Source organism: Thioalkalivibrio sp. ALJ1 (assembly GCF_000745395.1).
GTDB lineage: Bacteria > Pseudomonadota > Gammaproteobacteria > Ectothiorhodospirales > Ectothiorhodospiraceae > Thioalkalivibrio.
The window spans coordinates 954,675-967,313 of record NZ_KN050684.1 but is presented as its reverse complement, the minus strand read 5'-3'; the positions used below and the strand labels follow the sequence as shown (position 1 = coordinate 967,313).

Here is a 12,639-nt window from a genome sequence, read left to right as displayed (position 1 = left end):
TATCCTCTTACCTGCCTGTAGATCGCCCTTGCCCTTGACCCTTCTCTGTGGGCTTCGTGACCACTGTGGTGAAAAACGCCCTTGAATTTCACAGGCGCCGGGCGCGGAGGATGAACGAGTGGCTCAGCCCGGCCGCCAACGGAGGAAGGGCGCTCAGAAGCCCTCGTGTGGGTCGGCTTTCCAGCACGCCCTGCAAACGCGCCAAGCGCCCCGGCGCAAGAGGAAGCCAGTACAGCGCCATCGGATCCAGCCCTGCTGCGCGGGCAGCCTGCTCCAGGCTCGCTCGCGTGTCATAACGCAGATGGGGCGGGCGACCGGCGCGATGACGGCGGTACTCCTGCACCCGTGTTGGCAGACACCGGGCATTGAGCGCATCCACCCAAATCTCACCGCCTGGGCGCATCACTCGTGCCATCTCGGCAAGGGCCGGGACCGGGTCCGAGAGCGCCTGCATAACGCCAAAACAGAGAATGCCATCGGCGGTTGCATCCGGTAACGGCAATTGGTGGATGTCCGCCGCCAGCCAGTCGATCCCGTCGGGGCTTCGATCACGGGCCTTTTGCACCGATGGCGGGGAATAATCCAATCCCACCGCCTGATACCCCTCAACCTGCAGCATTCGCGTGTAGGTCCCGGCACCACAACCGATATCCAGCCAACAGCCTTTTGGCGGACTGGCGAGCCGCCACCAATGTTGAAACTGGCGGACCCGGCTGTTCAGCCCCGTGGGGGTCCAGCCCGCAATACCGGCATCGTCGTCCCACTGGGCCCCACGCTCGACAAAGCGCCGCCGCCAACGCTGTTCGAACTCGGAATCCGTCATGCCTTCTCGCCCCCACCCACGCGACCGATCAATTCTGTTGCCGCGACCAGCACATGATCGCGGGATAGACCCGCCCGAGTCATTTCGTCGAACAGGCTGCGAGCCAGGATCCTTGCCACGGCCTCCGGCTCATGGGTAATCGGCCCCTCGTCGCCCTTTGCCTCCCGTGCCAGCGCGACTTGCGCAAAACTCGTACGCAGCAGCCCCTTCAAACGATGGACCAGGACCGACTTGGCCACCACCAGGGCCAGGATCAACGCCATGCGGAAATCCTCCTGGGTCAACCGGTCCCGCCCCCTGGGGCTGTCGATGTTGATTACACCCAGAAGGTCCCCCTCCAGAATCACAGGAACCGCAATCACGTCCACCGGGCCGGAGCCTTCGGCCCGAAGCGCCTCGGCTGCAAGATCGGAAGCATGTAGATCCCGAATCAGCAGCCCCTTGCCCGCGCTCGCCACCCGCCCCGCGATTCCCGAGCCCAGCGGTTGCCGAACGTCATAGGCCTGATCAGGCAGATACCCATGGTGCGCCTGAACCCGAAGGCGGGCGTCACCTCCGTCCGAGTCCCGCTTTAACAGCATGATCGAACAACGTTCGCATTCCATGGCATGACCCACCAGCGCTGCCAACCGCGAAAGACCCTTCTCCAACGACTCGGCATCTTCGACGAAAGAAGCCAATTCCAGCAGGCGTTCATCAAAGGTGGAAAAGGCCTCATTCATGAGTTTCGGATTCCAAAAGTCATTGATCCATGTGCACGTGCGGAAAACCGGCCACCCCTCCAGCCAATACCATCGGCCATTCTACGGTGGCCGCAATGACGCAGCAGTACGCAACCAACGCGAAGCGTGAGTTGGCCCGGTTGCCGCCCCCAGGGCCGCAGACTAATCTTCGGGTTGAATACTCGATTCACTCATACGCACACGTAGTAGCCCAGGGTCCCCCGGATCCCAGGCCACATGCGCAGCGCAACCGGACGAGCACCCGTGACACGTGTCCTGCAACGATTTCGCAGTCGTCGGCGCGATCTGGGCCTGGCAAACGCACTGCTTCTGGGACTCCACGGGGCATTGCAACGCCTGAATGATCATCTGGGTCTGGCACGCTACTACCTGCTTGCGCAGCCGGTAGGACAGATGCATGCATCCGGCAACCGTCCGGGGCGGCTGCAAATCCGGGATATCACGGAAGACCCCGCGGCCCTGGCACAGTTACCACGAGCGACGGAGCAGGTGCGTTATCGCCAGGAACATGGTGGCGTTTGTCTCGCCGCGTTCGCAGCGAACGGCGAGACCCACATGCTGGGCTTTATCTGGCTGCTGTTCGGGCCCTACCACGAGAACGAGCATCGCTGCGTTCTGCAACCTCCGCCGGATGCGTCCTGCGCACTGGACGTCGATGTGTATGTCTTCCCCGAGGCCCGGGGTGGCCTGGTATTCGCCGAACTGTGGCAGGCGGCCGACCGCGCCTTGCAGGAACGCGGGATCGAATGGAGCCTGAGCCGAATATCGGCCTTCAACGGAAGCTCCTTGCGCGCCCATGAACGCCTGGGTGCCCGACGCATCGGAAGCCTCTACTTCCTGCAACTGGGCCGCTCCGAACTCCTGCTCACCGGCCGCCCCCCCTTCCTCGCCCTGACCCGTCCAGATGGGCACGTCCCGACCATCACCCTGCACCCTCCCGCCAACCGCGCTTAACGCCGTCAAGGGCTGTTGCACCACAGAGCGCACAGAGGACACGGAGAAGGGCCCGGTCAAGGGCGGATTTACCACGAAGCTCACGAAGAACGAAGGAGGGCGAGGCCAGGGTCTAGAGCGGTTTACAGGAAGATGGGAAGATACGAAGAAATTCGGATTGATTGGTTTTAGGAGGTCGGACTTAGGGGTAACGATGATGCGACGTGACCGGTAACCGCTTCGCCAGCTGGCAACCCAAAAAACCGCTCACTCGAAAAAATTGCGTCATCGCGAGTGGCGAAACGACGCGGCGACCTGCAAGAGATTGCCGCGCTGTGCCCACAGCGACAGCCCTTTTCAATGCAGCGCCCTTCTCCCTGAACTCTGTGCCCTCTATGGTGAGCCCATCTTGACCTTGACCTCCTTCGTGCCTTCGTGAGCTTCGTGGTAAATCGGCCCTCGACCTGGCCCTTGTCCTTCCCTGTGTCCTCCGTGTCCTCTGTGGTGAATACGCCCTTGACTTGCCTCTTGGCCGGAGCCGACTGCGCCCAGGAGCAGCACCAGGTAGAACAAGAGCGCCACGCTGGGCGAGAAAAAGATGGTGCCGAAAACGCCGACCGCCAGCGCACCCAGGACGCCGGCCAGACTGCCCAGGGCAAACGCGTCGCCCCGCAGCGCCCGGCGCAGCAACAGCCAGAGCGCTGCCAGCGTCAGCCATACGAAAGCCACCAAACCCAGCAGGCCCTGATCGAGGTAGATCTCCAGCCACTGGTTCTCGACCCGCCAGGGCCACAGGTGGTCGGTCGTGAAGTACCAGTGTCGGCCCTGCGCCGCGAAATCCGCGTTGAGTAGCTGCTCACGGCCCGCGACGTCGGTCAATTGCACGTAATCAATCTCCAGAACGCTCGGCCCGCCGCCCGCGTGCGCAAGGGACAGGACCAGGCCGCGCCGGATCGGCCACGGGCGCGTATCCATTTCGCTCAGATCCAACGTCCAATGCGACTCCTTCCACTCCGCACCCGATGACACCGAGATCTGCGCGGAGACACACTCGAACGAGTGCCGGATCGGCTTCTCGCACAGATAAATCCCCAATCGACCGCCCTGATCGCTACGCACCCGAACGCCAAGGGCATACGGTTGGCTACGATCCAGCGCAACACGCTGATTCAGATACACCGAATCGCCCGTGCCGAGATGCAAGCTGTCATCAGCGAAGGCGAAATTCGCCGGAACACGGCCTTCCGGGTACGCCTGGCGATACGCCTGCGGGAACTGGCCCAGGCCACGCCCAATCCACGGACTCAAGGCATTGCCCCCCGGCAGGTCCAGCGCGAGCCGCCAGTGCGCCAGGCGCGCGTCCAGACCCTCGGCCACCTGGCTCATGCGCTGCTCGGCCACACCACCGAGCAGGGTCGGCAACAGCACGCCGGCGGCGACCAGGAGGACTGCCGCCATGGCACTCCCGCGGCCGGCCCGGCGTGTCCGCCCCCGCAGCAGCATGAGCGCGCCCACCAACAGCACCGCCGCAAGCCCGACCAGAAGGCCGAGATAGCCCCCGCGGGAATAGGTCATGGCCACGGCGTAAAGCGCCCCTAGCGCCAGCACCAGAGTTGCCGCCCAGGCCAGGGGGGCACGCTGCCGCCAGGCCCAGATCAGAGCGACCGGGAGCGCGAGCACGAGGAACGTCTCGATGCTCGGGCCACCCACATGCATGTCCGTAAACCAGCCCGAGATGCGATAGGGATGGGCAAAATCCAAAAACCCCGGATAGGTGACGCGTTCCCGCAGAACCACCAGGATCGTGGCCAAGAGCCCCAGGGCCACACCCGCCGGGAACCAACGACGGATTGCCTCGCGGGGTGTCCCGGGCGCCCCGCGAAGCAACGCAAGCAGGATCACCGCCCACAACAAACCCTTGGCGACCCGAAGTGCGTTCCACTCGGTTGCGTAGTGCGCCATATGGCCCGGCTCCCAGGCCGGCCAGGGCCAGAATGCGATCACCAGCGCAACCAGCGTGGAAACGAGCAGCAACCCCAAAGGCCACGACACAACCCGCGGCAGATCCAACGCCTGTCGCGGAGAACGCCAGTGCCACAAGGTACCCGCAACCGTCATCAGCAGGAACAGATCCAGCTCCCCGACAAACAGCCTCCCCGTGTACAGCGACCCGTCCAGCAATGGGATGAGGGCCGGGATTACCAGAAGCCAGGCAAAGGGCCAACGGATAAGCGCCACCGCATAGGCGACCAGGCCCAACACTAGCCACCCCGTCGCCACCGGCCAGGCCGCCGCGATCCCCAGTACCACCAGCGCCAGGCCACTGGCAATCCACCTGTTCCAGGAAAACGCAAAACCGGCGCCCGGATCGGGCGGCTCTGAATACCACTCGGGCTTCGCCTCAGGTGCTGACGGCGCTTCCGATTCGAGGGCGTACGTGGGCCGGCTCGCCCGCACAAGCCAGTGCAACGTGGCCGCACTGGCCGCAGCCGCCAAAGCAGCCAGGACCAGGCTGGTGCTGTCCGGACGCCCCGTTTCCAGGAACAGCTTGCCGGACTCGACCCACAAGGCCGTCAGCGCACCTGTCAAAGCCGCCAATCGGGCCAACCCTGTCCAGCGCGGGCAGCGGTCCAGGTACATCAACCACACGAGCACGCCTACCGGCAGATACATCAGCACGTGCAGCGCCACACTGCGCAGCGCCGCCACTTCGGACACGTGGTAGTGATAGTAGAAAGGCAGCAGTCGCGTATCCGCCAGGCGCTGCGCCGCCATCTCCAGATCCAGGTGATACGGGCCGAACTCGTAATTCACAGCCAGCAACAGAAAGACGTAAATCGGGGCGCCCAGCGCCAGCAACGAAATACGCCACTGCTGCAACCAGCGGATCAGGCCATGGGGATGGGAGGGCAAGAAGCCGACCAATGCAACACCCACCACCATGCCCAGCGCGCGCGTAATAACCGAACGCCCCTCAGCAATACCCGAGAGGGTCATCAGGTTGGCCAGCTCCAGGGAAACGGCCACAGGAATCACGAGCACCACCGCCCAAACCCGTGCACGGCCGTTTCCCAACATCCACACGCCAATCAGCAGCCCCACCGGCATACTGACCAGGACTTCCAGTCCCAACCCGAGACCACACGCCAATCCTTCCCGGCAGGCGCCCGGTGCCACCCACCAACCCCAGGCATCGGATTGCAGCCGCTGAGCCAACTCCTCCGTCGACAGCACCAGATCGAACGGCACCAGACCGACCAGCAAGTAGGCCACCGCATATCCCGCGAGCGCCAGACGCAAGGTGGCAGGGCCGGACCGGCCTAGCACCGTGAGCCAATGCGCTAACGGGCGCCGCAACGCAAACCAGGCAACGGCACCCAGCAACGCGCCCGTAAAGTTGCCCAGGATGTCAGCCCCGGCGGGATACCGGTAGGGCAACCACACCTGAAGAAACTCCACCGTCGCCGTCACCAGCAAACCGAAGGCCGCCACCAGGAAGACCGTCCCGATCACCACACCGGACCGGCGCGAGGCATACCCCACCCACGCCGCCAGGAAAAAGCCCAGCGGCAGGAACATCAGGACGTTGGACATAAACTGCTGGCGGCCGCGCGCACCCGGCCCGGTCATCTGCATATTGCTGTAGATCGCCCAGGCGCGTTCCAGCGAAAGCTCCCGGAACTCGAAGGGCAACAGCGTCAAGTAGAGCGCCGCCGCCAGCGACAAAAGGGCCCAGAACCCGCAGATGGAACGCGACCAGGGCGCCATTGGCGGCCCCATCGCTATCAACCGCCCCGGAGTTTGCGCAGGGCATGCTCCACACGGAACCGCCATCGCGGCCGTCGCAGTCGCACCTGCAGCATCTCGCCCTGGCCATTCCCCAGGCTGCGCTTGTACTGGCTGTCGCCCATCAGCAGATCGTAGCGGGCGAAGCCCTGCGCCGCCGCCAGCCCAATCGCCTGGGCATGACACACCAGTCCCGGCTTCAGCTTCGGGTCATCGCTGTAGCGGAATCCGCTTTGGTAGTTGCAGATGTAGCCCCCCGCCGCCAGGTTATAGAGATACCCGACCGGGCCATCCACGCCCTGGACCCGCAGCACCTGCGCCCGGCCATCCGGTGCACCGCAGGCAATCAGGCACTCGTGGAAGTCGCGCATAAAGGTACTGGCAAACGCGCCTGGCTTGCCCCGCGCAGTCCACTCCTCCTGATGCCACTCGACCATCGCCCGGAACCACTTCAGCGCCTGCTCCGAACCCGTGGCCCGCTCCACCGTCAGCGCGTCCTCTCCGCCGTACCCGCGCATGGCCCGCCGTATCTGATAACGGGTATTGCGGCTAAGCCCCGCCAGATAATCTTCCAGCCCCCCCAATCCCTGCAGGTCCACAAAGTGGAAGGGCTTGCGGTCCACCACCTCCGGCTGCAGAGCAAGACCCTGCAATGACCGCTCCAGAACCGCCCAGCGCTCCGCCGCCAGCCACCCCAGCGAGAATTCGTCCCACTCGGGGCCTTGCGCCAGCAGGTCCTCCAGTAGCGCCCGCAGTGCCTCCGGCTCGTGCGCGGTGTCGCCGGCCAGTCCGTTGTGCTCCAGGGTCGCCCGATCCAGTTCCGTATCACCCGTCTCGTTCAGATAGACCACGCGCGAAGGGATGATTCGGGACCGTAACGCCCCTCGCCGATACAGCGCCGCCATCAACTGCTGCCCCGCCGGCCCGGTCAGCTGCACCGGTTCCGGGATCACGCCCCCGTCGGCGGCCGCAAGCAGACAGCGAAACCAGCCATGCGTCAGAAAAGGAACAGCAGGCGCGCGCGCATCCAGCGCCGCCCAAGCGGTACCGGCGTCATCAAGTGACAGGCGTGACAGCCTCCAGTCATGCATTCGTTGGTCAATCCAGAGAAGCGAACGCGTTAGTCTCGCACAAGCCACCTACGCAGAAATGCGGCCCTCGAAGTCCTCCCTAACGTTCGGCATTACACCGCATGCCACAAATCAACGAAGGCTAGGGAAACACTGGTTAATGTACGCATTCGCGCTCGAGTCGCTTTTGCGTGCGAACAAGGCGCGGTGACTGCCGTGCAGTCATGCTGCACAAGGGAACCGCAACGCCGTGCGCGCGCCCGTTTTCGACAACAACGAGCGGCCGAGCCCCCGCTTTCAATCGTTTGCGGGGTTGGCACCCCAGGTTCCCCGATCCTGCGTTGCCGCCCTTGCCGGTAGAACCACTACCGGCTGCGCACCGCGCCTGGTCTCGGAAAACCTGGGGTGCCAACGCGAATGCGTACATTAACCAGTGTTTCCTCAGGCTTCAGTCCTCCGGGTCGGGCGGTCCGATGAAGGCAAACTCGGCGACGCCAACGCCGCGAAAGTCCTCTGTCCGACGCAGCACATAGCCTTCCCCCTGCAACGCCTCACCTGCCGGGCCTGCTTGATTCCCAACAACCCAGATACTGGATCGTCCCAGCATGGTTTCATCCACGCCCGGGCCTGTGTAGATGCGGCTTTCCCCAGCGGCAATCGAACGGCCTTCCGCGGCTAACCCAATCCGTTCAAGCCACGGGTCACCCAGCCGGTCATAAATCCGGCGCCACTGCTCGCTGGTTGGTTCACCCTGAATTCGAGTGATGGAACCCCATCGCGGCCCAATCCAGTACCGCTTCACCGCCCAGGCCGAGACGAAATCCGGTGCCCATACGATGTCACCTGGCGCCAGGTGACTCTGGACAAACTCGACTGCAGCGGGATAACGGTGGGACTTTTCCACCAAACTTGCGTTCCAGACGGCTAGGACGACCAGCAGCATCGTCATCAGCAGCGCGGGCGCGGATGCAGCCCCTCGCAGGCGGGTCATTCTCGCAAGAACATCGCCCAGCCGTGCCAGTGCCACAGCGCCCCCGAGCACCAGGAACGGCGTTAGCGGATACAACGCCCGCAAATGCCAGACCGGTCGCACGAAATAACTCACAGCGAGCAGGAGAAGGATCGGAAACAGAACGTAGGCGACGAACATCCAGCGCAGAGACGACCACCAGGCCCCCAGGATACTTCCCGCCAGGAGGAGCACGCCCAGCACCAACAATGCAGGGTGCTGCATGGCCGCTTGATCCAAGAGCAGGCGTGTCAGTGTGCCGACGACAACCGCCCCGTCCGGGAGCGTCATGTGGCCAACCGACCGGATCATACTGTTGAGCACCGCCGGGAGCACAGCGACCGCTACCAGCCCCTGCACCAGAATCCACCCGCGCATTGTCACCCGATGCGCTGTCGTCTGCCTCCAGAGCAACAACGAAAACACGGCCGCCGCTACAGGGATCAGCACACCGGTCGCATGGGAGTAGGCAGCCGCCACTCCGGCCAGGGCCAGCATCCAGGCGCCGGCACGTGCAGCGGGTCCGTGAGAAAACCAGAGGAGTGCGCCCCAGGACGACAGTAGCGCCAGAGCCATCAACATGGGATACATGCGAAGGTCTTGGGCCGTTACGACGGCAGCGGGGACCACCAGCATCAGAAACAATGCAATCCACGCCTCGCGCTCCCCCAGACACTGCCGTGCGACCTGCCAGGCCATCACTGCCGCCGCCAGCCCCCACGCCGCAGAGTTCAGCCGCAGCCACGTATCTCCGGCATCCACCCTGGCCCACAGCCACAACTGCAGGTAATAGAGCGGAGGGTGCAGATCAAAGCGCAGCGGTCCCAGCAACGCTTCATACAGGGTTCCGGATGCAAAGGTCGCTCCGTAGATCTCGTCGTACCAAAACCAACTCTCAACCGGCAACGAAATGCGGAAGGCAAGCCCACCAACGAGCACGCCGAGGACCGTCAGCGCCATCGGCAAACGGGGTTGTCGTACGAAAGGGCCTTCCCGTTTCATTCACAAGCTCCGTGTAGTGGTCAAGTGATTTTGGACACCTCGATCGGTGTTTCGGCTGCCCATTTTCGCTCGTAGGCGTTGGGCGACAGATAGCCCAGGGTCGAGTGCCTTCGGCGCTCGTTGTAGAAGCCAACGATGTAGTGGTGATGTCTCGGGTAGCCTCACCGTGGTTGGCGTAGTCCCGTCGCCAGACCCGCTCCATCTTCAGGTTCAGGAAGAAGCGCTCGGCCACCGCATTGTCCCAGCAGTTGCCCCGCCGGCTCATGCTGGCCCGGGCGCCGTGTTGTACCAGCAGACGCCGCCAGGCGTCGCTGGTGTACTGACAGCCCTGGTCAGAGTGCACCAGCAGCCCCGGTTCGGGCTGCCGGCTCTGCAGCGCCATGCGCAGGGCACTGCAGGCCAACTCGGCATCCATCCGACGGGCCATGGACCAGCCCACTACCTTGCGGTGGAACAGGTCCAGCACCGCCGCCAGATACGTCCAGCCGGTACGGGTCCGGATGTAGGTGATGTCTGTCACCCAGGCCTCGTTCGGACACGAGGGCTGGAACTGCCGGTCCAGGTGGTTCGCCACCACCGGCGCGGTCTCATCCCGTTGGGTGGTGACCACGAACGCCCGCTTCCAGACCGGCCGCAGCCCCTGTTCCCGCATCAGACGGCGGACCCGGTAGCGGCCAACCGCAACGCCATCAGAGCGCAGCGCCGCCTGCACACGGCGGCTGCCGTAGGTCCACTCCGACTGCTCGAACGCCTCCTTGACCCAGGGCCCCAGCGCACAAGGCGGCTGTGGCCGCCGGCAGCGCTGTCGCGCCGCGTAGTAGCTCGACCGATTGACCTCCAGAAGATCGCAGACCCGCTGTACCGAAGCCTTCTCCGCCAGGGCCGTGATGCAGCAATGCATCACTTCAGTTCCCGGGCGAAGAAGGCCGAGGCCTTTTTTAGGATGGCCTTGTCCTCCCGCAGCCGGCGGTTCTCTTCCTCCAGCTCGCGGATCCGCCGTTGCTCCGGCGTCAGGGGCCGACCATCACCGGCTTCCCCAGCACGATCCGCCTTGAGCTGCTCGACCCAGCGCCGAACGGCCGTCTCGCCAACCCCGGTGTCTCGCACCACTTGCGAAACACCCTGGCCCTCGTCCACCACCATCCGGGCCACCCGAAGCTTGTACTCCGGATCAAAACGCCTGCGTCCCATATCCTCTCCTCGATCAGATCCCAATCATTCCACCGATCGAGGTGTCCACCAAAATTAGACCAGCACACCGATGATGGGAATACACCACCCAAATGAAAAGGGGAGCACAAGGCTCCCCTTCACATTAGGCAGTACGGTATCGTTCAGACCTTGTTGCGACGCCGTGCCACCGCCCCCAGGGCCAGCAGGCCAGTGCCGAACAATGCGAGCATAGCCGGGTTGGGCACCTGTACTGCTTCGATCCCGAAGCCGAAGTTCACTGTAGTGACCTTGAATTCCGGCGTAGTCAAACCGAAGCATCCGGGACCCTCCCCAGCTGCCGCACAGGTCGCGTCATCCAGGAACCCCAGACCATCCGCCACGACGCTGGTGTTGTACGTGACCCCTTCCAGCGTAAACGTCTGCTGCAAGGCTTCGAAGTTGACGATAAAAATATCGTCACAGTTATTCACGACAGGGAAGCCGCAATTGGCGACGTTGGGGGTCTCCGTAAACGTCGTCGAAAACGCCAGTTCGAGGGGCTGTAGAGATGCGCCGCCGGTGACCGGCGGATCCACGGGCGTCAGGATCAGATTGGTCAGCAACGTCGCGGTGTTCAGCGTGGCGAAATTGGCCGAGATCTCACTGTTGAAGTGAGTGATACCTACAGTGGTTACAGAGTCTCCCGTATTGATTGCCCCGTTTGCTGGCGAATCAATGATTTGTAGCCCGCTTCGGTTCGTGTTCACACTAGGGTCGACGCTGCCGCTCGCACTCCCCCAGCTCAAACGCTCGGAAGTCACCTCCCGGAAGCCCGTCCCTGACGTGAAGGTCGGCTCATCCGAGCCCGCGATGATCCACTCCAGCGAAACGCTGTAATCCCAGGTATTTACGAATGCAGCGCTTGCGGGCGCTGCGGCGAAGGTCATGGCGGCTGCAACCGCCAGGCTCACTGCCTTGGTCTTGGTGCGCATATTGGCTCTCCTGCCCAGTCAATTCCGGCTTGTACCGGCTCCACTGCACGGATTGCACAAAACGGGCCATAATTCTAATTATTTGAAATTAAATAGATTTCCAGACCCCATCCCGTCTTCGAGTTCGCAAAATGTAAAATCCCCGGACAACCCACTCACGCCGAACAGCCTTGTGGACTCCGGTATCGGTATCGAGCGGAAAGGCCGTAAGATCATCGCAAAGCATTTCCACTCACGCCGGAGCCATCCAGTGTCGCCAACATCGGATCTTGTGCACCACGGGAGGAGAACGCTGCGTCCACTGGGCGTCGAGCACGCGCTCTACGCATACGGCCGGTTGAAGGGGTGGTACAAGCTTGGCCGTCCACTGCGACACCGGATGCCCACTGAAACAGCAATCGAACGGCTCAGGGAAAAGCAGCTCGTATTCTCGCTAAGTGCCGGGCGCACAGGGTCGGAGTATCTGACTCGCTTGATGGCCTTGATGCCGGACACCGCCAGCTTTCACGAGCCGGAGCCTGCCTTTCAGCGTCAGATGCGGCCGGCGCTCCGCAACCCGGAACTCGCCCGAAAGTTCCTTACCGACTACAAGCCTCCGGCCCGTGCGATGGTGGATAAAGGCACCATCGTCGAAACAAGCCACCTGTTCAGCAAGGGGTTCGTAGAACCGCTGTTGGACCTCGGCCTCGTGCCCTCGGTCGTGAACCTCCATCGCGATGCGCGCGCCGTCGCGCTGAGCTATCTCACCCGGCACACAATTCCGGCACGAACGCGATACGGCTGGGCGTTCCTGCTACAGCCGGACGATCCCGGCGTGCTCCCCATCGCCGGCTGGCAGGACCTTTCCGACTATCAGCTCTGTTTCTGGTACGCACTGGAGACCGAGCGGCGGATCGATTTCTACAGCCGCATGCTCCGGGATCGGGGCGCCCTCGTCGTCGACACCTCCGCCCAGGCACTCAATGCTCAGGACGAATTCGTTCGCGTAGGGCGCCTGCTCAAACCGGGTATGGAAGATACCGAAGGGGCCGCATACTCAAGGCGCATACCGAGCTGTCAGGCAAACGGCACAATGCCAACCCCCGCGAAATAGAGGAACGAATCGATTTTGAACGCGAGGAGGTGGTGG

The 12,639-nt window shown here is 63.3% G+C and carries 8 protein-coding genes and 1 pseudogene; 2 read left to right on the top strand and 7 right to left on the bottom strand.

Going from position 1 to position 12,639, the window contains the following annotated elements:
• Positions 1-88 precede the first annotated feature (88 nt).
• Both F462_RS06825 and F462_RS06820 read right to left on the bottom strand, forming a co-directional pair.
• Complete coding sequence (locus F462_RS06825) at positions 89-823, bottom strand: class I SAM-dependent methyltransferase (protein WP_018141281.1); 735 nt, start codon at positions 821-823, stop codon at positions 89-91.
• Complete coding sequence (locus F462_RS06820; RefSeq protein ID WP_018874139.1) at positions 820-1,545, bottom strand: GAF domain-containing protein; 726 nt, start codon at positions 1,543-1,545, stop codon at positions 820-822. Before F462_RS06820 ends, F462_RS06825 begins: the two co-directional genes overlap by 4 nt.
• Positions 1,546-1,809: 264 nt before the next feature.
• Here F462_RS06820 and F462_RS06815 point away from each other — a divergent pair, with 264 nt between their 5' ends.
• Complete coding sequence (locus F462_RS06815) at positions 1,810-2,520, top strand: GNAT family N-acetyltransferase (protein ID WP_244270862.1); 711 nt, start codon at positions 1,810-1,812, stop codon at positions 2,518-2,520.
• 372 nt (positions 2,521-2,892) lie between these two features.
• Here F462_RS06815 and F462_RS06810 read toward each other — a convergent pair whose 3' ends face one another.
• From F462_RS06810 to F462_RS06785, 5 genes and pseudogenes are all read right to left on the bottom strand, one after another.
• Positions 2,893-6,267: a VanZ family protein gene (locus F462_RS06810; RefSeq protein ID WP_156100403.1), complete on the bottom strand. Its 3,375-nt coding sequence runs from the start codon at positions 6,265-6,267 to the stop codon at positions 2,893-2,895.
• Positions 6,268-6,284: 17 nt separating this feature from the next.
• Positions 6,285-7,376, bottom strand: coding sequence for a GNAT family N-acetyltransferase (locus tag F462_RS06805; RefSeq protein ID WP_038052688.1), 1,092 nt, complete (start codon positions 7,374-7,376; stop codon positions 6,285-6,287).
• Between the two features lie 427 nt (positions 7,377-7,803).
• Positions 7,804-9,324 carry a glycosyltransferase family 39 protein gene (locus tag F462_RS06800; protein WP_038052685.1) on the bottom strand — a complete coding sequence of 507 codons (1,521 nt, stop codon included), beginning with the start codon at positions 9,322-9,324 and terminating at the stop codon, positions 7,804-7,806.
• Between the two features lie 62 nt (positions 9,325-9,386).
• Positions 9,387-10,557: pseudogene (locus F462_RS06795) on the bottom strand (IS3 family transposase).
• A 143-nt stretch (positions 10,558-10,700) separates the two neighbouring features.
• Positions 10,701-11,510: a THxN family PEP-CTERM protein gene (locus tag F462_RS06785; RefSeq protein WP_038052678.1), complete on the bottom strand. Its 810-nt coding sequence runs from the start codon at positions 11,508-11,510 to the stop codon at positions 10,701-10,703.
• 472 nt (positions 11,511-11,982) lie between these two features.
• On the opposite strand from F462_RS06785, the gene F462_RS06780 reads away from it, so the two are divergent.
• Entirely contained in the window at positions 11,983-12,603 is a 621-nt protein-coding gene (locus tag F462_RS06780; RefSeq protein WP_156100402.1) for a hypothetical protein, read from the top strand.
• The last annotated feature ends 36 nt before the right edge of the window (positions 12,604-12,639 follow it).